General features: G+C 72.7%; 4 protein-coding genes. All 4 read left to right on the top strand.

Translation table 11 applies throughout. The annotated features are described in order from the left end of the window. Positions 1-240 precede the first annotated feature (240 nt). Genes ACH4TV_RS04740 through ACH4TV_RS04725 form a run of 4 tightly spaced genes read left to right on the top strand, consistent with a single transcriptional unit; the run spans position 241 to position 23038 of the window. Positions 241-15162 carry an SDR family NAD(P)-dependent oxidoreductase gene (locus ACH4TV_RS04740; protein WP_398394198.1) on the top strand — a complete coding sequence of 4974 codons (14922 nt, stop codon included), beginning with the start codon at positions 241-243 and terminating at the stop codon, positions 15160-15162. Continuing rightward, complete coding sequence (locus ACH4TV_RS04735) at positions 15159-19277, top strand: amino acid adenylation domain-containing protein (protein WP_398394196.1); 4119 nt, start codon at positions 15159-15161, stop codon at positions 19275-19277. The genes ACH4TV_RS04740 and ACH4TV_RS04735 overlap by 4 nt, the downstream gene beginning before the upstream one ends. A 57-nt stretch (positions 19278-19334) precedes the next feature. Beyond that, positions 19335-20471 carry an OzmP gene (locus tag ACH4TV_RS04730; protein ID WP_398394194.1) on the top strand — a complete coding sequence of 379 codons (1137 nt, stop codon included), beginning with the start codon at positions 19335-19337 and terminating at the stop codon, positions 20469-20471. 11 nt (positions 20472-20482) lie between these two features. Further along, positions 20483-23038: a type I polyketide synthase gene (locus ACH4TV_RS04725; RefSeq protein WP_398394192.1), complete on the top strand. Its 2556-nt coding sequence runs from the start codon at positions 20483-20485 to the stop codon at positions 23036-23038. Positions 23039-23177: the final 139 nt, after the last annotated feature.

Raw genomic sequence — 23177 nt, 5'->3', positions numbered from 1 at the left:
GGCGGCTTCGTGGATTTCGTTGCGTAGCAGGTCAGTTGAGACCTCGGCGCTACCGGTGAGTATACCCCCACCACCCCTCACCCATCCCCCCACCGACCCCCCATTTACGCCCCATCCCCCCCACCCATTTATCCCCAGCCATTTACCCCCAGCCAACGAATTCCTGCCCGCGGACGCCGCCGGGCAGCTCGACGCTGCCCGCTGCCGGTAACGGGCATAGGAAAAGGGAGAGTTGGGCCAGTGAACGGTCGCGAGATCCAGGCAGCCGAGACGGATATCGCGATCGTCGGGATGGCGGGGCGATTTCCCGGCGCCGACGACCTGGACTCGTTATGGCGGCTGCTGAGCGAGGGACGCGAAGGCGTCACCCGCTTCAGCCGTGAGGAACTGGCGGCAGCGGGAGTGCCTGACCGGCTGCTGGACGACCCGGGCTATGTGCCGGCCCACGGGATCATCCCGGACGTCGACCTGTTCGACACCGGGTACTTCGAGTTCACCCCGGCCGAGGCCGCGATCACCGACCCGCAGCACCGCGTCCTGCTGACGGCCGGTCATGCCGCCCTGGAGAACGCCGGATACGACCCGGGCCGCTACGACGGGCTGATCAGCGTCTACGCCGGTGCGGCGATCAACACGTATCTCCAGCAGCAGGTCCTCCCCAACGTCGACCAGACCGCCACGTCCGACCACTTCGCGGTGATGGTCGGCAACGACAAGGACTTCCTGGCCACCCGGCTGTCGTACAAGCTCGATCTCAAGGGCCCCAGTTATGCCGTCCAGACGGCCTGTTCCACCTCCCTCGTCGCCATCCATCTGGCCTGCCAGGGACTGATCAACGGCGAGTGCGACATGGCTCTGGCGGGCGGTGTCACCGTCAAACTGCCGCAGGCCAAGGGCTACTTGTACGAAGAGGGCGCGATCCTGTCCCAGGACGGACACGTGCGCACCTTCGACGCCGACGCCAGCGGCACCGTCATGGGCAACGGTGTCGGTGTGGTGGTGCTGAAACTGCTGTCGGACGCCATCGCCGACCGGGACACCGTCCACGCGGTCATCAAAGGCACGGCGACCAACAACGACGGCTCCGACAAGGTCAGTTTCGCCGCGCCCGGCGCCGCCGGACAGAGTGCCGTCATCCGCGAGGCGCACACCGTCTCCGGTGTCGACCCGCGTTCCATCGGGTACGTCGAGGCGCACGGCACCGCCACCCGGCTCGGTGACCCGGTCGAGGTCTCCGCACTCACCCGGGCGTTCCGCGCGGCCACCGACGACACCGGGTTCTGCGCCATCGGCTCGGTGAAGTCCAGCCTCGGTCACCTGGACGCGGCGGCCGGTGTCACGGGTGTGATCAAGACGGCGCTGATGATGAAGCACCGGATGCTCGTGCCGACGGTCAACTACCGCACGCCGAACCCGGCCATCGACTTCGCGTCCGGGCCCTTCACGGTCAGCACGGACACCGTTCCCTGGACGGCGGAGGGCCCGCTGCGTGCGGGCGTCAGCTCCTTCGGTATCGGCGGCACCAACGCGCACGCCGTCCTCCAGGAGGCCCCGCCCGCCCCGGTCACCGGGGACTCGCGCCCCGAGCAGGTGCTTGTGGTGTCGGCCCGTACCGCGTCCGCGCTGGCCACGGCCGCGCGGGAGTTGGCCGCTCACCTCGACGGCGACGGCGACGGAGGTGGGGATGAGGGCGGTGACGACTCGGCCGTGCTCGCCGACGTCTCCTACACGCTCGCCGTGGGCCGCCGTGCCCATGAGTACCGTCTTGCCGTCACCGGGTCCGACCGCGCCGCCCTCGCCCAGGCGCTGCGCGCGGCCCCGGTGCCCGAGCGGCCCGGGGGCGGGGAGGTGTCGTTCGTCTTCGCCGAGGACGTCCCGGACGCGGCGCGGCTGGCCGAGCGGTGGAGCGCCGCGGAGCCGGCCTTCGCCGCGCACTACGAGGCCGCGCTCGCCGCCGGTGCCGGTCAACCGGCCGAGCGCAGGCGGGCGTTCGCCGTCCAGTACGCGCTCGGGAAGGTGTGGCTGGGCTGGGGCATCACCCCGGTCGCGGTGCACGGTGACGGGCTCGCGGCCAGGGTCGCCGCCTGTCTGACCGGGGCGTTGCCGCTCGCGGACGCGCTGACCGGCGAGGGCAGGGGTGGGAGCGAAGGCGGGGCGCGGCCCGGTCGCCGCTCGCGCATCCCGGTGCGTGGCGCCCTCGACGCGGTGCGCGGCGCTGCCCTCGGCGTGAGTGACGGGCCCTGGGGCGGAGTGGCCCGCGCCTGGCAGGCAGGCGCGACCGTCGACTGGGCCGCGTGGTTCGAGGGCGAGGAGCGTGGACGCGTCCCGCTGCCCACGTACCCCTTCGAGGGCCGCCGGTGCTGGCTGACCGGCCCGGACACCGCCGCCGCCCCCGCCGGACAGGTCGACGGCTCCGGTCCGCACCCCATGCTCGACGAGAACGTCTCCACCCTGGACACCCTCGCCTACCGCACCTCCCGCACCGGCGACGAGTTCTATCTCGCCGACCACCAGGTCGCCGCCGAGCCCGTCATGCCCGCCGCCGGGCAGCTGGAACTGGCCCGGGCGGCGGGCGAACTCTCCCTGGGCGGATCGGTCCGGCTGCGCGGCGTCTCCTTCGAGCAGCTGCTCTCCTACGCCTCCGGACCACGCACCGCGCTGGTCCAGCTGTGGCGACAGGACGAGGCTGCCCACACCACCATCGGGTTTGAACTCACCACTAATGAGGGTGAGTTGGTGGTCGCGGCCGGTGAGATCCAGCCGGGTGCCGTCGAGCGGCCCGCTCCGGTGGACCTGGCGGCCCTCGCCGCCCGCTGCACCGAACAGGTCACCCACGCCGACTGCTACGAGGTGCTGCGCGCCCAACGCCTGGACTACGGGCCCCGGATGCGCGCCCTCACCGAACTCCGGCTCGGCGAAGGGGAGGCCCTGGGCACCCTCGACCTGCCCGAGGGAGCCTCACTCGACGGCGCCGTGCTCAACCCCGCCCTCCTGGACGGCGCCCTGCACGCCCTGGTCGTGCTGCTCGCCCGCGCCTACGGCGACACGGCCGACGGCTTCCTGCCCATGGCCCTGGGTGAACTCACCGTCCACGCGCCCGTCACCGGTCCCTGCCGGGTCCAGGTGACCGCCGGGCGGCTGGGGGAACGGACGGCGCACGCCGACCTGGTCCTCACCGACGTCCACGGGCAGGTGCTGGCCCGCCTGGACGACCTCGCGGTACGCGTCCTCGGCGAGGTCCGCGAGTCGGCTCTGCTGGTCCGGCGGTGGACCGACGCGCCTGCCGACGGTACGGCTGACGGTTCGGTCGGCGTATCGGGTGGCGGTTCGGCTGTCGTCGTTGCCGACGATCCCGGCCGCCGCGAGCAACTCGGCGGTGTGCTGGTCGACTTGGGCGTTGCCACGGTCGCGCGGGACATGGGCGATGGCGATGGCGATGGCGCAGATCGTGCAGACGGTGCGCCGGGCATCGTGCTCGTGGACGAGCCGACCCCCGAGCAGGCCCTGCACGTCGTCCAGCGGCTCCTCGCCGCCCGGCCCACCGCGCCCGTACGTGTGCTGCTGCTCCACCGCCACGACCCCGAGGGCCCCCGGCCCGAACGCGCCGCCCTGGCCGCGTTCGCCCGGACCGTCCGGGCCGAGAATCCCCTCCTCGCAGTCCAGGCCGTCGGCCTTGCCGAGGGCGTCGCCGAGGCCGACGCGCTCGCCGACGAGCTGGCGGGCGACGGCCGGGACCCGGAGGTCGCGCACACCTCGCGGGGCCGCCGTACACCCCGGGCCGAACCCGCCCCGGCCGCCGAGCCGGTGCCGGTCCGCGACGGCGGGGTGTACGTCGTGACGGGCGGCGCGGGCGGACTCGGCCGGGCCGTCGCCGATCTGCTGCTCTCCCGGGCCGGGTCGGCCCGCGTGGTGCTGCTGGGGCGCGGTGAACGCCCCGCCGTCGAGCTCGACGACGAGTGGCTCGTCTACCGCAGCGTCGATGTGTCCGACCTGGATGCCTTGACTGCTCAACTCGCCGCAGTACGGGCGGAGTTCGGGCCGGTCAACGGTGTCGTCCACGCTGCCGGCGTGCTGCGTGACGGGTTCGCGCTGACCAAGTCCGACGAGGACTTCGCCGCCGTTCTGGCCCCCAAGGTGGCCGGCCTGCGGGCCCTGGACGCCGCCACCGCCGACGATCCGCTGGACTTCTTCGTCGCCTTCTCCTCCATCGCCGCCCACGTCGGCAACGCCGGACAGACCGACTACGCGTACGCCAACGCCTACTTGGAGGCCTACGCTGAGCGGCACGGCCGTATCACCGCGATCGCCTGGCCGATGTGGGCCGACGGCGGTATGCGCCAGAGCGCCGACGCTGCCACGGACCTCGCCGCCCGCACCGGCTTCGGTGTCCTGCCCACCCGGGCGGGCCTCGACCTGTTCGAGCGGGCCCTCGGTACGCCCGGCGCGGTCGTCGCCGCCTACGGGGACGTCCGCAGGATCACCACCGCGCTCACCGCGCCCGCTCCGCAGCAGGCCCGGCAGCAGGCCAGGTCCGCAGGTGTCCGGAGCGATGCCGTCGAGGGCGACGATTCCCGCACGCGAGCCCTGCGGCTGCTGCGCGAGCTGATCGCCGCCGAGACCGGGCTCGACGCGGCGGAACTGGCCGAGGACGCCCCGTTCGAGCGGTACGGCATCGACTCGCTGATGATCGCCAAGCTCAACCGCGAGCTGGACCGGCACTTCGTGAGCCTGTCCAAGACCCTGTTCTTCGAGTACACCAACCTGGGCGAGCTCGCCGACTACTTCGCCGAGCGGCACGCGGACGAGCTGAGCGGCGGCGCCTCGGACGACGTACCCGCGCCTGTACCGGTGCCCGTGGCGGCCGCGGTGACCGCCCGTACATCCCGCCCGGCGCGCACGGTCCGTCGTACGGGACCCGTCGAGGACGAGACGGTGGATGACGATGGCGCGATCGCCGTCATCGGGCTGGCGGGGCGCTACCCGCTCGCCGACGACCTCGACGAGTTCTGGGACACGCTGACCGAGGGCCGCGACTGCGTCACCGAGATCCCCGCCGACCGCTGGGACAGCGCCCGCTGGTACGACCCCGACCCGGCGGCGCCCGGTCTCGCCCACACCCGGTGGGGAGGGTTCCTGCGCGACGTCGACCGCTTCGATCCGCTCTTCTTCGGTATCTCCCCGCGCCAGGCCGAGCTGATGGACCCTCAGGAGCGGCTGTTCCTCCAGAACGCCTGGCATGTCCTGGAGGACTCCGGCTACCGGCGCGCCGACCTGGCCGGGCGGCCCGTCGGTGTGTACGTCGGTGTGATGTACGGCGAGTACCAGTTCCACGGGGCCCTGGACGCCCTGCGCGGGGGCCGGCCGCTCACCGGTTCGTCGTACGCGAGCATCGCCAACCGGGTCAGCCACGCGCTGAACCTCTCCGGGCCGAGCATGGCGCTGGACACCATGTGCTCGTCCTCGCTCACCGCGATCCACCTGGCCTGCGAGAGCCTGCGCCGGGGCGAGAGCGAGCTGGCCATCGCCGGTGGCGTCAACGTGTCCGTCCACCCGTACAAGTTCGCGTTCCTCAGCCAGGGCCGTTTCCTGTCCACCGACGGCCGCTGCCGGGCCTTCGGCGCGGGCGGCGACGGCTATGTGCCGGGGGAGGGCGTCGGCGCGGTCCTGCTCAAGCCCTACCGGCAGGCGTTGGCCGACGGCGACCGTATCCACGGTGTCGTTCTCGGCAGCGCCGTCAACCACGGTGCCCGGACCAACGGTTACAGCGTGCCCAACCCCAACGCCCAGCAGCGCGCGATCAGTTCGGCGATGGAACAGGCGGGCGTCACTCCGCAGGACATCGGGTACGTCGAGGCGCACGGCACCGGCACCGCCCTCGGCGACCCGATCGAACTGACCGGCCTGACCAACGCCTACCGTTCGGCCGACGCCCCGCCCGCGCCCGGTACCTGGCCGATCGGGTCGGTCAAGTCCAACATCGGGCACCTGGAGTCCGCGGCCGGTATCGCCGGACTGACCAAGGTGCTGCTCCAGTTCCGGCACCGCACACTGGCGCCTTCGCTGCACTCCGCCGAACTGAACCCCAACATCGACTTCGACCGCTCTCCGTTCCGCGTCCAGCGCGAACTGTCCGACTGGCCCGAGCCCGAGGGGGACCGGCCGCGCCGGGCGGGGCTCAGCTCCTTCGGCGCGGGGGGCGCCAACGCGCATGTCGTGCTGGAGGAGTCGCCGCGTCCCGACCCGGTCACCGCAGCACCGGCGGGGCAGCAGCGCGTCGACGAGCCTGTGCTGTTCCTGCTGTCCGCGCGGGACGAGGAGCGGCTGCGGGACTATGCCGGTCGGGCCGCCGACTTCGTGGCCACCGAGCGGGTTCCGCTCGCCGACCTGTGCTTCACCACCCAGGTCGGCCGCGAGGCGCTCGATGTCCGGTTCGCGGTCGAGGTCACTGACGGCGCCGAACTCGTCGCCGCGCTACGGCAGTTCGCGGTGGGCGGGCCTGTCCCCGACGGCAACCTGGCGGGCGAGACGGCCCGTCGCTGGCTCTCGGGCGCGGATGTGGACTGGGCCGCCCTGCACGCCGGCCGGTCCGGCCCCGCCCCGCGCCGGGTGCGCGCCCCGCAGTACCCGTTCGCCGCCGAGCGCTACTGGATCCCCCTCGACCCCGACCTGGGCACGGCCGTACCCCATCCGCTGGTCGACGCCAACGAGTCCACCGTCTCCGAGGTCCGCTTCCGCAAGACGCTGCGCGCCCGCGATCCGCTGCTGCGCGACCACGTAATCGAGGGGCGGCCGCTGCTCGCGGGCGCGGCGATCCTGGAGTTCGTCCACGCCGCCGCGGCGCTCGCCGAGCCCGGTGTTCGGCACGAGCTTCGTACGGTGGTGTGGGGGCGGGCGGTCGAACTTGCCGAACTTGCCGACGGTGAGCAGGAGTTGGGCGAGCTGGAGTTGTACGTCTCCTTCCGGGCGGAGGGCTCGGGGCTGACGTTCGAGGTGTACAGCGGTACGGGTGCCGGCCGCTCCACGCATGCACGGGGCAGCGCCTGTGCCGCCTCCGCTGTTTCGCCGGCCGCCGAGGATGTCGCCGCGTTGCGCGCCCGGCTGTCCGTCGTGCGGGACGGGCCGACCGTGTACGGGGACTACAGCACCGCCGGATTCGCCTACGGACCCTCCTTCCAGGTCATCGACGAGATCCGCGTCGGTCCCGGCGAGGCGCTGGTCCGGCTCGCCTCCACCGGTGCGGCTCCCGGTGCGCTCCTCGACGGCGCCCTGCGGGCCTGCCACTGGACCGGGCGGAGCGATGCACCCCGGCCCGGTGAACTCGCTGTTCCCTTCAGCCTCGGGGCGCTGGATGTCGTCGGTGCGCTGCCCGACGTGTGCCACGCCCACGCTCGGCTCGTCGGTGAGTCTGCGGGGGTACGGCGGTTCGACGTGACGGTGTACGACGACGCGGGGGGTGTGGTGGCTGCGGTGCGGGACTTTGCGGGGCGTTCGCCGTTGCGTTCCGCTGGTTCCGCTGAAGAGGTGGGTTCTTTGCTGCGGGAGGGTGGGGGCTGGTCGCGCCCCGCGGCGGAGCCGCAGATCGACACAGCCTCGCGCCCCTTTGGGGGCGCAGGTCCGCATGCGGCTTTCCCGGCGTCGCTCGACGCGCCAGCCGCGCCGGGCACGCCGCCCGACCCGGCGCCCGTCCTCGGTGAACCCCGGTTCTACGAGCCGTACTGGCGGTCCGCCGCCGATCCGGAGTCGGGTAGCGCTGCCGGGACTCTCGCTCTGCTCGGCCACAACCCGGAGTTGGAGGCCGCGCTGGGCGCTACCGGGGTGTGGGGTCGTGTCGTCAGTGTCGGTGAGGATGTCGAGGCCCTCGTCTCCCTTGTCGCAGACGACGGCCTGGATCTCGTTCTGGCCGGCGTTGCAGCGGGCGGTGACCTCTCGGCCGCCGATCTGCTCTACCGGGTCTGTGTCCCCGTGCTCGACGTGCTCGACGCCGTGCGCACCGGTGGGCTGTCCGGGCGGGTGCGGTGTCTCGTGGTGCATCCGCAGGATGACGGGGCGGATCGGCCGGAGTGGGGCGCGCTGGCCGGGTTCGCCCGGTCCACGGCGCCTGTCGCGCCGCGTCTCGAACTTCTCACCCTGGGGGTCGACGCCGGTGCCCCCGTCGCCGAGGTCGCCCGGGCTGTTGTGGTCGAGTTGCGGGGCGCGGCCCGTGCCGCCGGGCTGGAGGTCCGCCGTACGGCCTCTGGTGAGCGCGAGATACGGGCCCTGCGTCCGCTCGCGGTGCCGGTGAGCCCGGATTCCGTGCCGCCGCTGCGTGATCGTGGCGCGTACGTCGTCACGGGTGGCGCCGGTGCCATCGGGCGCGTTCTGGCCGAGCACCTGGCCCGTACGCACGCCGCCAGGCTTGTGCTGGTCGGCCGGTCCGAGCCGGACGAGCGGGCCCGTGCCTGGCACCGCACGCTGACCGGTCTCGGCGCCGAGGTGCTCGCCCTGCGCGCCGATGTGGCGAGTGGCGACGAACTCGACTCGGCGCTGGCCGCCGCCCGGGAGCGGTTCGGGGTGCTGCACGGGGTGTTCCACCTCGCGGGCGTCGCCGACGAGGGGCGTGCCGACGGCGACCGGGAGCGGTTCGCCCGGGTGCTCGCGGCCAAGACCCACGGCCTGGTCCACCTGGACCGGCTGACCCGCGAGGACGCCCTCGACCTCTTCGTGGTGTTCTCCTCCGTCTCCTCCCTCATCGGCGACTTCGGCGCGGCCAGTTACGCCACCGCCAACCGCTTCGCCGACCTGTACACGGTCTCCCGCGACACCCTGGTGCGCCGGGGCGAACGGCACGGCCGCAGCCTGTCGCTGGCCTGGCCGCTGTGGGCGGTCGGGGGCGTCGACGGGCTGGTCCGGGAGGACGAGCTGACCGCGTACACACGTCGCAGCGGGATGCGGCCGCTCGGCGCCGAGCAGGGGCTCGCTCTCTTCGCGCGTTCCTTCGGGCCCAACGCTCCCTGGATCGTTCCCACTTGGGGCGACCCGGCAGTCGTCGACGCCGCCCTGACCGACGTACCGGCGCCCGCACCCGTGCCGAACCGGGTGCCTGTCACCGCTCGCCGAACCCGGCTGGTGGAGCACCTGCGGGGCGTTCTCGCCGGTGTGCTCAAGTTGCCCGTGGGGCGTCTGGACAGCCGGGTCGCGCTGGACGACTACGGCCTGGACTCGGTCCTCGTCATGGAGTCCAACTCCCTGCTGGGCAAGGACTTTCCGGGCCTGCGCGGCACCGTGTTCTTCGAGTACCGGACGGTCGACGAGCTGGCCGACCACGTCCTCGCCGAACACGCCGACGACGTCACCCGCCTGTTCCCGGAGGGGGATGTTCCTCGGGAGCCCGTTCCCACAGCGGTCGTCCACCAGGCGCCCGTCGCGCCCGTCGCACCCCTCACGCCCGACTGTCGCGCCGACGACGAGCCCATCGCCGTCATCGGCATCAGTGGGCGCTACCCCCAGGCCGACACCCTGGAGGAGTTCTGGCGGAACCTCGCCGAGGGGCGGGACTGTGTGACCGAGGTGCCCGCCGAACGGTGGGACGCCGACGCGCTGTTCGACGCGGATCCGGCCGTACCGGGGCGCAGTCACAGCCGTTGGGGCGGGTTCCTGACGGACGTGGACTCGTTCGACTCCCTTTTCTTCCAGATATCGCCCAAGCAGGCCCGCACGATGGACCCGCAGGAGCGGCTCTTCCTTCAGACCGCGTGGTCGGCGCTGGAGAACGCCGGCTATCCGCCGTCCCGTATCCCCGCGCCCGCGTTCGGCCAACAGGGCCATGACGTCGGGGTGTTCGTCGGTGTCATGTGGGACGACTACGCGATCCTCGCCGCCAACGAGTCCGCGCGCGGCAACCACCAGGTGGTGCTGGCCAACCGTTCCTCGATCGCCAACCAGGTCTCGTACTTCGGTGACTTCCGTGGCCCCAGCGTGGTCGTCGACACCGCCTGCTCCGGGTCCCTCGTCGCCGTGCACCAGGCCTGCGAGAGCATCCGGCGCGGCGAGTGCTCGTACGCCGTCGCGGGCGGGGTCAACGTCGCCGTCCACCCGGACAAGTACGTCCATCTGAGCGCCAAGACGATGCTGTCCGAGGACGGTCGCTGCCGGGCCTTCGGCGCGGGCGGCACCGGCTATGTGCCCGGCGAGGGCGTCGGCGCGGTGCTGCTCAAGCGGCTGTCGGACGCGGTCCGTGACGGCGACACCGTGCATGCCGTGATCCGGGGGAGCGCCGTCAACCACGGCGGCCGTACCAGCGGCTACACCGTGCCCAACCCGCAGGCCCAACAGGCCCTGGTGGAAAAGGTGTTGGCTGCCTCCGGGGTAGACGCCCGCACCATCGGCTTCGTCGAGGCGCACGGCACCGGCACCGCACTCGGGGACCCCATCGAGCACACCGCGCTCGCTCAGGCCTTCGCGCGGCACACCGACGACACCGGGTTCTGCGCGCTCGGCTCGGTGAAGTCCGCCGTCGGCCACCTGGAGGGCGCCGCCGGGATCGCCGGGCTCACCAAGGCCGTCCTCCAGGTCCGCAAGGGCACCCTGCTGCCCACGCTGCACGCCGAAGAACCCAACCCGGTCATCGACTTCGGCCGTTCACCGTTCACCGTCCAGCGGGAGACGGCGCCCTGGCCGCGTACGTACGACGCCGAGGGGCGCGTTCTGCCGCGCCGCGCCGCCGTCAGCTCCTTCGGGGCCGGCGGCACCAACGCCCATGTCATCGTTGAGGAGTTCATCGAGGAGCCTGTGGCGTCCGGGCCCGTGTCTCCCGAGCTGATCGTCCTCTCCGCCCGCACCGAGGAGCGGCTGCGCGCCTACGCCGCCGACCTGGGTCGCGCCCTCGCCGCCGACACCGGCGTCCCGCGCCTCACCGACGTCGCCCACACCCTGCGTGTCGGCCGCGAACCCCTCGCCGAACGGCTGGCGTTCGTCGCAGCCGACCTCGCGGACGCCGCCGGGAAACTCGCCGCCGTCGGACGCGGTGAGGGCGGTCAGTGGCTGCACCGGGGCCGAGTCGAGCAACACCCGCCGCTGGCCGGGCTGTTGGCGGACGGCGCCGGCGGCGAGGAGTTCCTGGCCGCCCAGATCGCCGCCGGTGCCGACGACCTCCTCGGCCGGATGTGGGTGTCCGGCGTCACCGTCGACTGGAACCTCCTCGACCGGTACCGCCCCGCCGCGCGCCGCCGGGTGCCCCTGCCGACGTACCCCTTCGAACGGGTCCGCCACTGGATCGACCTCCCCCCGCCGGTGGTCAACCCCGGTTCCTCCGCCCGTCGTTGGGAGCGTGGGCTGGCCGCCGACGAGCCCGTGCTGCGGGACCACGTCGTCGACGGGCGGGCCGTCCTGCCGGGCGTCGGGCACCTGGACCTCGTCGCCGCGGCGAGCGGCGGGCTGACCGGGCGGGCCCTCGTGGACGTCCGCTGGGGCGTCCCGCTGGCCGTGACCGGCGCCGGGGAGCGGGTCGTGGTCGCCTTCGACGGGGAGCAGCGGTACGAGGTGCGCGGCGCCGACGACGTCGTACGGTCCTACGGGCGCCTCGCCGATGCCGTCGCTGCGCCCGCCCCGGTCGACGTGGCCGCGTTGCGCGCCCGCCTCGACGAGGGGCCCGACGAGGACGCCTTCTACCGCACGCTGGCCGCACAGGGGCTGCCGTACGGGCCGTTCTTCCGCCGCGTCCGCCAGGTGTGGACCGGCGTCGACGAGGCGCTCGGCCGGCTCGGCGCGACCGGTGGCGACCCGGTGCACGTCCTGCACCCGGGTGTCCTGGACGCCGCCCTGCACACCGGCGCCGCCCTGCTGCTGCGCCGCCGCCGGGGCGAGCGCGCCCGGCCGATGCTGCCGTTCGCGGCCGACCGCGTCGACGTCTTCGGCGCCGTCCCGACGACCGGCTGGTCCCACGTCCGGGAGACCGGCGCCGACCGTTTCGACGTGCTGCTCTGCGACGACACAGGCGCCGTACGGGTCCGGTTCACCGGCCTGACCTACCGGGAGGCCAAGCCGGCCGCCGTGGTCGGACACCGACCCGTGTGGACCGCCCGGCCCGCCGACAGTCGTGCCGAGGGCGCCCGCAGGGTGCTGCTGGTCGGCGAGCGGCCAGATGCAGGGCCCGCCGCCGCCATCGCCCGCGCCCACCAGGACGCGGACGTACGGCGGCTGCCGATCGGCCCCGGCGGCCTCACCGACCCCCAACTCGACGGTGCGCTGGCCGAGTTCGGTGCACCCGACCTCGTGTACTTCTTCGGCGCGGACCCGGGGCGTGAGCCCGTCGACCGCCGCGAGCTGCGGGCCCTGAACGACCAGGGGCCGGTATCCCTGTACCGCCTGGTGCGGGCCCTGGACCGGCACGGCGCGCTGGAGTGTCGCGAACTGCGGCTGAAGGTCGTCACCACCGACGTCCATCCGTTGGAGGCGGGTGACGACTCCGCCCCGTGGGCGGCCGGACTCGCGGGCCTCGCGGCCGTCGCGGCCAAGGAGTTCCCCAAACTGAGCGTGGCGCTCGTCGACGTGCGCGGCTCGGAGGCCGACGGCACCGACGGGGCCGGTATCGCCGCCGCCATCGTGGCCGAGCCGTTCCCCGCCCGGCCGGTGCCGGTGTCGCTGCGGGCCGGTGTGCGCCGCGTACGCACCCTGGAGCGCGTCGAACTGCCCGCCACCGCACCCCGGTTCAGGCCGGGCGGCGTCTACCTCGTCGTCGGCGGCCTCGGCGCCGTCGGCCGGGACACCTGCCTCCACCTGGCCCGGACGTACGGCGCGAAGCTGGTCGTGGTCGGCCGTACCCCGCTCGACGAGGCCCGCCGGCGGACGGTCACCGAACTGGAGCGGGCCGGCGCCGAGGTGCGGTACCTCGCCCTGGACGCCACCGACCCGGCCGCGCTCACCGAGGCCGCCGGTGTCGCCGCGCGCGAGTTCGGCGCCCTGCACGGCGTGATCAACGCCTCGATGGTGCTGGTCAACCGGGTCCTGCGGGAACTGCCGGAGGCGGAACTGCGCAGCGCCCTGGAGTCCAAGACCGACACCGCCTGGAGCCTGCTGCACGCGGTGCGCGACCTGCCCCTCGACTTCGCGCTCCTCTACTCCTCCGGCGTCGCCTTCGAGGGCAACCACGGCCAGGCGGGCTACGCGGCCGGCTGCGCCTTCGCCGACGCCTACGCCCTGCACGCCGCCCGTACCCTGCCCTTCCCGGTGCGGGTCCTCAACCTCGGCTACTGGCACGCGGGCGGCGACCCGGAACGCAAGCGGATACTGCGCCGCTTCGAGGCCGCCGGCATCCGTCCCCTCTCCGCCGAGCAGGGCATGACCGTCGTCGAGCGGACCCTCGCGGGCGCCCTGCCCCAGGTGTTCGCCCTGGACGCGGACCGGCCCATCCTCGACAACCTCGGCATCGACCCCGACCGCACCCTGAGCGTTCTTCCCGGCGACACCCCGGGCACGCTCCCCGAGGTCCGCTTCCCGGGCGCGCCCGACCCCGACCACGAACTGGCCGCCTACCAGCGGGCGGTGGGGGAGGTGGAGGACCTGGCGGAGCGGCTGCTCGCGGCGGTGCTGCACCGGGCAGGACTCTCCGAGGGCTCCTCGTTCTTCGGTACGGGCGGGGCCTCACCGGAGGAACTCGTCGCCCGCCTCGGTGTGGTGCCCGAGCATGTCGCGCTGTTCCGGGCCCAGTTGGACATCCTGGTGGCGGCGGGATGGCTGACGGCCACAGCAGGCGGCGGTGTCCGCCCGGCGGGCCGTACGGTGGAGGCGGAGGCCGAACTGGTTGGCGCCCTCGATGACCTGACGGTTCGTCATCCCGCTCTCACGCCAGTGGCCGCGCTTCTCCGGGACTGCCTGACCGCGTTGCCCGACGTGCTCACCGGGCGCCGTCCCGCCATGGAGGTCCTCTTCCCCGGCGGTTCCGCCGAGCGGGTGGCCGCCGTCTACCGGGGCGATCCGGTCACCGACCGCTGCAACGCCGAGGTGGCCCGGCTCGTGGTCGAGCAGGTCAGGGTCCGCCGGGCCGCCGACCCGACAACTCCGGTGCGGATCCTGGAAGTCGGCGCCGGGACGGGCGGTACGACGGCGACCGTGCTCGCCGCGCTCGCTCCGTACGGCGACTCGGTCGAGTACGTCTTCACCGACGTGTCCCCGGCCTTCGTCCGCAAGGCGAGCGGCCGGTTCGGCGAGGATCATCCGTTCGCCCGCTTTGAGGTGCTGAACATCGAGGCCGACCAGGCCGGGCAGGGGGAGGCCGACGCGGCCGGGCAGGGGGTGGTGTCCGGCGTACACGACGTGGTCCTCGGCACCAACGTCCTGCACGCCACCCGCCGGCTGTCCGACACGCTGACGTGGGCCAAGGGGCTGCTGCGGCGGGGCGGGACGCTGCTGCTCGTCGAGGGCACCAGGCCCCGGCATCAACTGGCGCTGATCTTCGGCCTGACGGCCGGCTGGTGGCTGTTCACCGACCCCGAGCAGCGGATGCCCGGCTCCCCGCTGGCGAGCGAGCGCCAGTGGCGGGACGTGCTGGCGGCGTGCGGCTTCACGGACATCAGCACGGCGGCGCCGACGACGGAGGCCGGGGCGGCTTTCCAGAGCGTCGTCGCCGCTGTCAGCGACGGTGTGGTGGCCGGGGCCCGGCCCGTGGCAGGGGGAGTGGCAGGGCCGGTCCGGGCGGCCGTGCAGCGGTCGGCGCCGGTCCCGGCCCTGGTCCTTCCGACCCCGGCTTCCCGGGACGACGACACGCTCCAGCAGGTCACGGAGGTCTTCGCCCGGGTGCTGGAGATGGCCCCCGGCCAGCTCGACCCCGACCTCACCTTCGAGAACTACGGCGTGGACTCGCTGGTCGTCCTGGAACTGACCCGCGCCCTGGAAACGGCGTACGGACCGCAGTCGGCGACCCTCCTGTTCGAGCGGATCACCATCCGGCAACTGGCCGAACACTTCCGCGCCACCGCCCAGGCGCCTGCCCCCGTCCCCGTCCCCATACCTGTCTCCACCCCCGCTCCCGCTCCCGTCCCCACCCCGACGACCGAGCCCGCCGATCCCCGACCCGCCCCGGTCGACGACGTCGAGCGGCTGGTCGCATCCCTGTCCGACGCGGCCGTCGAAGAGCTGCTGGCCGAACTGCTCTCCCAGCACGGGGAGTCCGAAGGAGACGGACGATGACCGATTTTCCGCTCACCGCGCTCCAGCACGGGATGCTGCTGTACAGCCTCAGCGCCCCGGACGACGGCGTGTACGTCCAACAGAAGATCGTCACCCTGCGCCATGCCGTCGACGCGGACGTGCTGCAACAGGCGCTCGACGACCTGGTGGCCCGGCAACCGGTGCTGCGCACCACCTTCGTCCTGGACGACCCGTCCGCTCCCCGACAGGCAGTCCACCCGTACCCGTACGGCCGGGCCCGGCTCACCCTCGACGACTGGCGCGGCGACGCGGACCCCGACGGCCGTTTGCGCCGCCTCCTGCGCGAGGACGCCCGGCGGCCCTTCGCCTTCGCCGAGGAACCGCCGACGCGCTTCGCGCTGCTGCGTACCGACGAGGCCGAGTACCGGCTGCTGTGGACGTCGCACCACGCGCTGATGGACGGCCGCTCCTACACGCTGCTGCTGACCGAGCTGTTCGAGCTGTACGACGCGGCGGTCGGGGGCCGCGATGCCGCACTTAGGACGACACCGACGCCGACGCCACGGCCCGGGTTCGAGGCGTATGTGCGCCGCCTCGCCGAGCAGGACCCCGTGCAGGGCGAGGCGTTCTGGCGGGAGTACCTGGACGGGGTCCGCGACCGTACGCCGCTGGCGGTGACCGCCGAGCACATGCCGGGACCCGGCGAGGACGCCTTCGGCACCGTCCAGGCGGAACTGGACGCGGACACGGTGAAGGCGGGCGTCGCGCTCGCCGAGCGGTGCGGCGGCACCCTCAACAACCTTGTCCAGGCCGCGTGGGCCCTGCTGCTCGGCACCTACAGCGGGCGGAACGAGGTGGTTTTCGGCGTCACCAAGTCCCGTAGGTCGTTCGCGCCCGAGGGCCGCGACATGGTGGGCCTGCTGATCAACACCCTGCCGTTGCGCGTGGTTCTCGACGCCTCGGCCACCGGAGCCGAGCTGGTGCGTGCCCTGCGCGAGGGGCATCTCGCCCTGCGCCGTGGCGAGCACATCGAGCTGCCCCGCATCCACGGGCTCAGTGCCGTCCCGGACGACTCCGCGCTGTTCGACAGCGTCGTCGTCTTCGAAAGCCGGACCGTCCGGGCGGAGTTGCGGCAGCAGGGCGGTGCCTGGCAGGACCGCGACTTCCAGCTGGAGGAACGCAGCAACTATCCGCTCACCCTCAGCGCCTACCAGAGCGAGCGGCTGCTGCTCAAACTCGGCCATGACCGGCGGCAGTTGACGGACGCGGTCGCCGGGCAGGTACTGGACGACACGGTGACGTTGCTCAGGGCGCTGATCGTCGCACCCGAGCTGCCGACCGACGAGCTGTTCGCCGAGGCCGGCCCGGTCTCCGGCGCGCTGGCCCGGCGCCGGGAGGCAGGCCGCCCCGACGCCGAGCGGCACTGGGCCGAGCGGACGGCCCGGCTGAACCGCCCCCAGGCGGACCGCACCGGGCCCGTCCACGCGGTCCGGATCGACACCCGGCACACGGCCGATCCGGAGCTGCTGCTCGCCGCCGTCCTGGCCTTCGCCGCCCGGGGCACCGAGGAGGAGGACACGGGCGTCGCCCTGCGCTGGCGGCACCTGGCCGCCTGCCCGCCCCACCCGGCGGCGGCGACCCACGTCCCGTTCCCCCTGCCCCGCCTCGCCGACGGCCGGCCCTTCACCCGGGTCCACGACGAGGTGCGGTCCCTCCTCCGGACCGACGAGGCGATGGGCGTCCCCGCCCCGGATCCACGGACGGCCCGCTGGCCGGTCCACGTCGAACTGCACACCGGACCCGCCCCGGACGGTGCCGTGTTGCCGGGCCAGGGCGGTGCTGTCGTACCCGATTCGAGCGGCGCCGCGTCACCCGTCCCGGACGGCGCCGCGTCACCCGTCCCGGACGGCGCCGCGTCACCCGTCCTGGACGGTGTCGCGTTACCCGCCCGGGACGCCAGCGCGTTGCCGGGCCTGGGCGGTGCCGTGTCAGCCGTCCCGGTCGGCACTACGGTGCCGGGTCAGGGCGGCACCGCGTTTCCCGCCCCGGACGCCACCGCGTCACCGGATCCGGGTGGTGCCATGTCACCCGACCCGGTCACCGGTCCCGTACCGCCGCGTCTCGTGCGGATCGCCGAGGACGGGTCGTGGGTGCACTGGACGGATACCGATCCGGCAGTGGCCGCGCGGTTCGCGGCCTTCCTCGATGGGGTGGTGGGCGGCCCCCGGCGGCCGGTGACCGCGGTGGCGGTGCTGACGCCCGGGGAACGCGAACGGGTGCTGGTGGAGTGGAACGACACCGCCGCCGACTACCCGTCCGACCTCTGTGTGCACCAGCTCTTCTCCCGGCAGGCCCGGCGCCGCCCCGACGCCGTCGCCGTCGCTTGCGGGGACCGGACGCTCACCTACCGGGAACTGGACGAGCGCTCCGACCGTCTCGCCGCCGAACTCGCCGCGCACGGCGCCCGCCCCGGTGAGCTGGTCGGTGTGGCGCTTCGGCGCTCCCCGGAGCTGCTGGTCGGCCTGCTGGCCGTACTGAAGTCGGGTGCCGCCTACGTCCCGCTCGACCCCGTGTACCCGCCGGAGCGCATCGCCGCCATGGCCGTCGACTCGCGACTGCGGCTGGTGGTCACGGAGTCCGCGCTGCGGCCCACGCTGAGCGGCGTACGCGCCGACCTGCTGCTTCTCGACGAGGACCGCGAACGTCCGGCCGCCGGGTGCGTCCCGGCCGGTGCTGACGATCCGGCGTACGTCATCTACACCTCGGGCTCCACCGGGCGCCCCAAGGGCGTGCAGATCGGGCACCGCGCGCTGACGAACTTCCTGTGCGCCATGGCCCGCCAGTTCGGCTGCGCCGAGCACGACCGGCTGCTGGCCGTGACCACCGTGTGCTTCGACATCGCCGGACTGGAGCTGTACCTGCCGCTGATCACCGGCGCACGAGTGGAGATCGCGCCGGCCGAGACCGGGGCAGACGGCTTCGCCCTGCGGGCCCTGCTGGAGCGGACCCGGCCCACCATGATGCAGGCCACGCCCGCCACCTGGCGCATGCTGCTCACCGCGGGCTGGACGGGACACCCGGACCTGAAGGCGCTGTGCGGCGGGGAGGCGCTGCCGCCGGACCTGGCCGAGGAACTCCTCGCCAGGGCCGGGGAGTTGTGGAACCTGTACGGCCCCACCGAGACCACCATCTGGTCGACCGTCTGCCGCGTCGAACACGGTGAACGAGTGACGATCGGACGCCCTCTGGCGAACACTCGCTGCTATGTACTGGACCGCTTCGGCGAACCCGTCCCTCCGGGCACCCCGGGGGAGCTGTACATCGGCGGGGACGGCGTGGCCGACGGATACCTCGGGCGGCCCGAGCTCACCGCCGAGCGGTTCGTCGAGGATCCCTGGCGGACCGCCGCGCCCGGCGGCGCCCGGATGTACCGGACCGGCGACCTCGTCCGCCATCTGCCCGACGGCCGGCTGGAGTACCTCAACCGCGTCGACAGCCAGGTCAAGCTGCACGGCTACCGCATCGAGTTGGGCGAGATCGAGCACCACCTGCGGGCCCGCCACGGCATCCGGGAGGCCGTCGCGGTGGTCCGCGAGGACAGCCCCGGCGACCGCCGGCTCGTCGCGTACGTGGTGGCCGGGCCCGGCACGGAACCGGACACCGCGGCTCTGCGCGACGCGTTGCGCGGCGTGCTGCCGGGCTACATGGTGCCCTCGGTCGTGGTCGCCCTGGACGACGTACCGCTCACCCACAACGGCAAGGTCGACCGCAAGGCCCTGCCCGCCCCGGCCCGGTCGGGTCCGGACCGCCCGGCCGCGCTCACCACCGACACCGAGCGGACCGTCGCCGCCGTCTGGCGCCGTGTGCTCGGTGTGCCCCTGGTCGGCCCGCGCGACAACTTCTTCGACCTCGGCGGCAATTCACTGCTCCTGATGCACGTGGTCAAGGAGCTGCGGGACACGGTGGATCCCTCGGTCACCCGCGTCGACGTGTTCCGCTATCCCACCGTCGGCGACATGGCCCGCCATCTCGCCGCGCCCCGGCCAACTGGCGGACAGCCGACCGCCGTTGCCCGGCCGGCGCGAAACCGGCGCGAGTCCCTGGGACGGCTGCGCGGCAGACGCATCCCCAGGGGCACGGGCACCACCGACTGACGACAGACGCCGTTCCGTGTACGACCATCCGTCGACTCTCCGCGAAGGACAGGTTCCATGGCCCACTGCACCGTCTGCTCTCTGAAAGAGGGCCATCCCGGTATCACCCTGGACGAGAACCAGGTCTGCAACCTGTGCAACCTCGAAGTGGCCGACGAACTGCTGGAGAACTTCACCTACACCAACCGGATCTTCGAGGAGTTCACCGCCGGCGGCCCCAACCTCGACGGCGAGTTCGACTGCCTGTTCATGTACAGCGGCGGCAAGGACAGCACGTACATGCTGGACAAGTTCGTCAACGAATACGGCAAGCGCGTCCTCGCCTACACCTTCGACATCCCCTTCGAGAGTGAGCACGCCGCCGACAACATCAAACTGGCGAAGGAGAAGATCCCCGCGCATTTCGTGCTGGACTCGGACGAGGCCGGTATCACGACGATGATGCGTGACGTCTTCAACCGGCCCGCGCCGCAGAAGCCCGGAGAGTATCTCGACGAGAAACTGCCGTGCGTCTCCTGCCGTACGTTCTTCGTCATCCGGGCCATTCTCTGCGCGGTCCGCAACAAGATCCCGTACATCGCCCTGTGCGCGGACCCGCAGCAGATCCTCACCATGGAGTCCAACGTCCGGGAGATCGTCCGCGGCTTCTACCAGACCTTCGGACGTGAGCTGACCAGCAGGCTCTTCGGGGACGAGCTGGAGAACGTGCTGTTCGCCACCGACGAGGAACTGCCGAAAGTCGTCTTCCCGTTCATCGCGATGCGCTACGACTACGACCCCGACGCGATGGTGCGGGAACTGAAGGAGAAGGGGCTCTACCAGTCCTCTCCGCTGGAGACCCACTGCACTCTGTATCCCCTCCTGAACTACTACTCGTTCAAGAACTGGGGCTGCATGTTCTACAAGCTGAACGCGTCCAGTCACGCGCGTGCGGTGAAGAAGAACAAGAACTACGACCGCTCCACGTACAGCATCAAGTTCCCGCGTGCGGCGAACCTGCCGGACCTCGAGCAGCGACTTCAGGACATCGTCTTCGACATCGCCCGCAGCGATGACGACCCGCAGCGGCACGAGCCGGAGCTGGTCGAGATATTCAGGGAACTCCATGGCGACGACAATGCGGCCCATTTCGTGGCCCGCAGTTTTCTCGACATGCGCAGGACCGCCACGCACATGGGCATAAAGCTCGCCTGAAGGAGGCAGAGATGGACCAGTACGACGAGATCAGGGAATCCGACATCGCCATCGTCGGTATGGCCTGCCGCCTGCCCGGCGCGCCCTCCGTGGAGGCCTTCTGGCGCAACCTGCGGGAGGGCGTGGAGTCGACCACCTTCCTGTCCGACGAGGAACTGCTCGCCGCCGGCGTGGACCAGCGGCTCCTCGACGACCCGAGCTATGTCAAGGCGGCCCAACTGCTGCCCGACGCCGACCAGTTCGACGCCGGCCTCTTCCGGATCACCAGCGACGAGGCGGAGATCCTCGACCCACAGCACCGCCAGTTCCTCGAATGCTCCCTGGAAGCGCTGGAGGACGCCGGATACGACCCGGGTGCGTACGACGGCTCCATCGGCGTGTACGGCGGCGCGGGCATGAACACGTACCTGCTGCACAACCTGCACGACCGCTACCGCGAGGCCTCCGCACTCGACGACTACCGGCTGATGCTCGCCAACGACAAGGACTTCCTGACCACCCGGGTGTCCTACAAGCTCGACCTGCGGGGCCCCAGCCTCAGCGTCAACACCGCGTGCTCCACCTCACTGGTCGCCGTGCACACCGCCTGCCTCAGCCTGATCAGCGGCGACTGCGACGTGGCACTGGCCGGAGCGGTGCACATCAAGGTGCCGCAGCGGCAGGGCTACCGCTACCAGGAGGGCATGATCCTCTCCCCGGACGGGCACTGCCGGGCCTTCGACGCCAAGGCGCAGGGCACCATCGTCGGGGACGGCGTCGGTGTGGTGGTCCTCAAGCCGCTGCGCAACGCCCTCACCGACGGCGACTTCATCCACGCGGTCATCAAGGGCACCGCCATCAACAACGACGGAGCGGCGAAGGCCGGTTACACCGCTCCGACCGTCGAGGGCCAGGCCGCCGTCATCCGCGACGCCCAGCAGATCGCCGACTGCCCGCCGCACACCATCGGCTACGTCGAGGCGCACGGCACGGGCACCCCGCTCGGCGACCCCATCGAAGTGGCCGCGCTCAACTCGGTGTTCACCGAGGACGCCCAGTACACCGGGGGCACCGAGGGAGCCGAGGGCACCGGGCGCTGCGCGATCGGCTCGGTGAAGACCAACATCGGGCATCTCGACGCCGCCGCGGGCATGGCGGGCCTGATCAAGACGTCGCTGATGCTGCGCCACGCCGAGCTGGTCCCGAGCCTCAACTTCGAGTCGCCCAACCCGGAGATCGACTTCGCCGCCGGGCCGTTCCACGTCGCCACCGAACTCACCGACTGGCCCGCCCCCGACGGTGCGCCGCGCCGCGCCGGTGTCAGCTCCTTCGGGATCGGCGGCACCAACGCCCACATCGTCCTGGAGGCGCCGCCGGCCCGCCCGGCGCCGTCCCGGCCCCGCCCGGCCGAGCTGCTGGTGCTCTCGGCCCGCTCGCCGCAGGCCCTGAAACGGGCCATGGCCGACCTCGCCCGGCATCTGCGGAAGCATCCGGACCTGTCGTCCGCCGATGTGGCCAAGACCCTCGGTGCCGGCCGCCGCGCCCACCGGCACCGCTGCGCCGTCGTCTGCTCCGACCTGCGCGAGGCCGCCCTCGCTCTCGCCCTCGCCGACCGCGAGCAGCTGATCACCGGGGAGGCCGCGGACGACCGCCCCGACGTGGTGTACGCCGTGGCCGACCGGCTCGGGGACGGCGGCGCCCACGCCCTGGCGCTGCTGCGCGCGCTGCCCGTCTACCGCGCCGAACTCCGGGCGTTGACCGGTGTGGACCCCGAGGCGCTGGTGGGCTCCGACGACACGAGGGCGGCCCTGGTCGCCCAGCTGGCCGCCGCCCGCCTGTTCACCACGTGGGGTGTACGGCCCGCCGCCGTCACCGGCGGCCCGGTCGCCCGGCTCGTCGGCGCCTGCCTGTCCGGTGCGCTCACCGTCCCCGAGGCACTGAACCTGCTCGACACGGACCCGGCGAACTGGACCGGCGTTCCGCAGACCCCCGCCGACGCTCCCGCGGACGCCCTGCTGCTGCGCCTGCAGCCCGACGGCACCGCTCCGATCGGCCTGCACCGCACCGCGCACGACCTGGCGACGGTGTGGGCGGCGGGAGTTGACGTCGACTGGGAGGCGTTCTACGGCGGCGAGCAGCGCTGCCGTGTCCCGCTGCCGCACTACCCCTTCGAGCACAAGCGCCACTGGGTCGAGCCGGACCACCGCACCGCGCAGCGCACCCAGGAGTCCGACACGCTGACCGAGCAGCTCGGCGCGGCCGTCGGGTACGAACGCGTCGGCATCCTCACCGAGTTCGTGCAGCACGAGATCGCCAGGGTCCTGGGTACGGAGGCCGAACGCCTCCCGGAGGTCGACCGCAATCTGTTCGACATGGGCCTGGACTCGCTCATCCTGATCGACATCACCGCCCGCCTCGGTGACGCGCTGGGCGAGCGGGTGGAGGCGTCCGCGTTCATCGAGTACCCCACGATCGGCTCCTTCACGGAGCACCTGGCCGTCGTCCTCGGCCTGGTCGAGAAGGCCGCACCGCAGCAGGACGACGGCCGGACCTCACGCCGCGCCGCCATGCGCCGCGCCCGGTCCTGACCGTCGGGCAGACCGCATCTCGTCGCAGTCGGGGGGGGCCCCCCCCCCCGGGCCCCCCCCCCCCCCGGGCGCCGCAAATTTTGTGACGCACCCCCCGGGGCCCCCGACCGCCCCCAAACCCACCCCCCCCCCCAAACCC

This window comes from Streptomyces sp. NPDC020898, from assembly GCF_044333925.1.
GTDB lineage: Bacteria > Actinomycetota > Actinomycetes > Streptomycetales > Streptomycetaceae > Streptomyces.
This window is presented reverse-complemented; position numbering and strand designations above follow the sequence as displayed.

What these genes read in the sequence shown, in the direction of transcription:
- ACH4TV_RS04730 (WP_398394194.1), top strand. Translation starts at nt 19,335, where the DNA reads ATGGCCCACTGCACCGTCTGCTCTCTGAAAGAGGGCCATCCCGGTATC.
- ACH4TV_RS04735 (WP_398394196.1), top strand. Translation starts at nt 15,159, where the DNA reads ATGACCGATTTTCCGCTCACCGCGCTCCAGCACGGGATGCTGCTGTAC.
- ACH4TV_RS04725 (WP_398394192.1), top strand. Translation starts at nt 20,483, where the DNA reads ATGGACCAGTACGACGAGATCAGGGAATCCGACATCGCCATCGTCGGT.